The organism is Methylophaga sp. UBA4204, from assembly GCF_002379485.1.
Taxonomy (GTDB): Bacteria; Pseudomonadota; Gammaproteobacteria; order Nitrosococcales; family Methylophagaceae; genus Methylophaga.
The window spans coordinates 17665-18180 of sequence record NZ_DFTU01000064.1 but is presented as its reverse complement, the minus strand read 5'-3'; the positions used below and the strand labels follow the sequence as shown (position 1 = coordinate 18180).

Below are 516 nucleotides of genomic sequence, written 5' to 3'. Positions count from 1 at the left end.
GGTTTGGTGAGAAAGTCATCGGCGCCGGCCTGTAAAGCCTGCACTGCCTGTCGCACACTGCCAAATGCCGTGATAACTATCAATCCTGGTCGTTGTTCTTCCGGCCAATGGGTGACAACCTGCTCTACCACCTGCATTCCATTGCCATCTGGCAAGCGCAAATCAGTAACAATCAAAGCAGGTTGATTAATGTTGAGCCAGTCCAGAGCCGATTGGAGCTGATGATGAATCTCCAGATTCCAGCCTTCAGTTTCCAGCTCATCTGAAATCAGCCGGGCTAATGCCTGATCATCTTCTATCAACAGGATGGGCAAATTTTTATTCTGTTTTGTGGTCATGCGCTTGTTCCGGAATCTGTAGTTAAAACCAACGGTAAAATTAGACTGAATCTGGCCCCACCCAGTGGACTATGACTCAAAATAATCTCCCCCTGATGTTCTCGCAGGATCCGTTTCACAATAGCCAGCCCCAGACCACTTCCTTCGCCCGGCGCTTTGGTGGTGACAAAGGGATCAA

The 516-nt window shown here is 49.2% G+C and carries 2 protein-coding genes; both read right to left on the bottom strand.

Annotated elements, in window-relative coordinates:
* On the bottom strand, positions 1–338 hold a 338-nt coding region (locus B3182_RS09335; RefSeq protein WP_292752532.1), incomplete at its 3' end, for a response regulator.
* A partial coding sequence (locus B3182_RS09330; RefSeq protein WP_292752529.1) for an ATP-binding protein occupies positions 335–516 on the bottom strand: 182 nt, incomplete at its 5' end. The genes B3182_RS09335 and B3182_RS09330, both read right to left, overlap by 4 nt.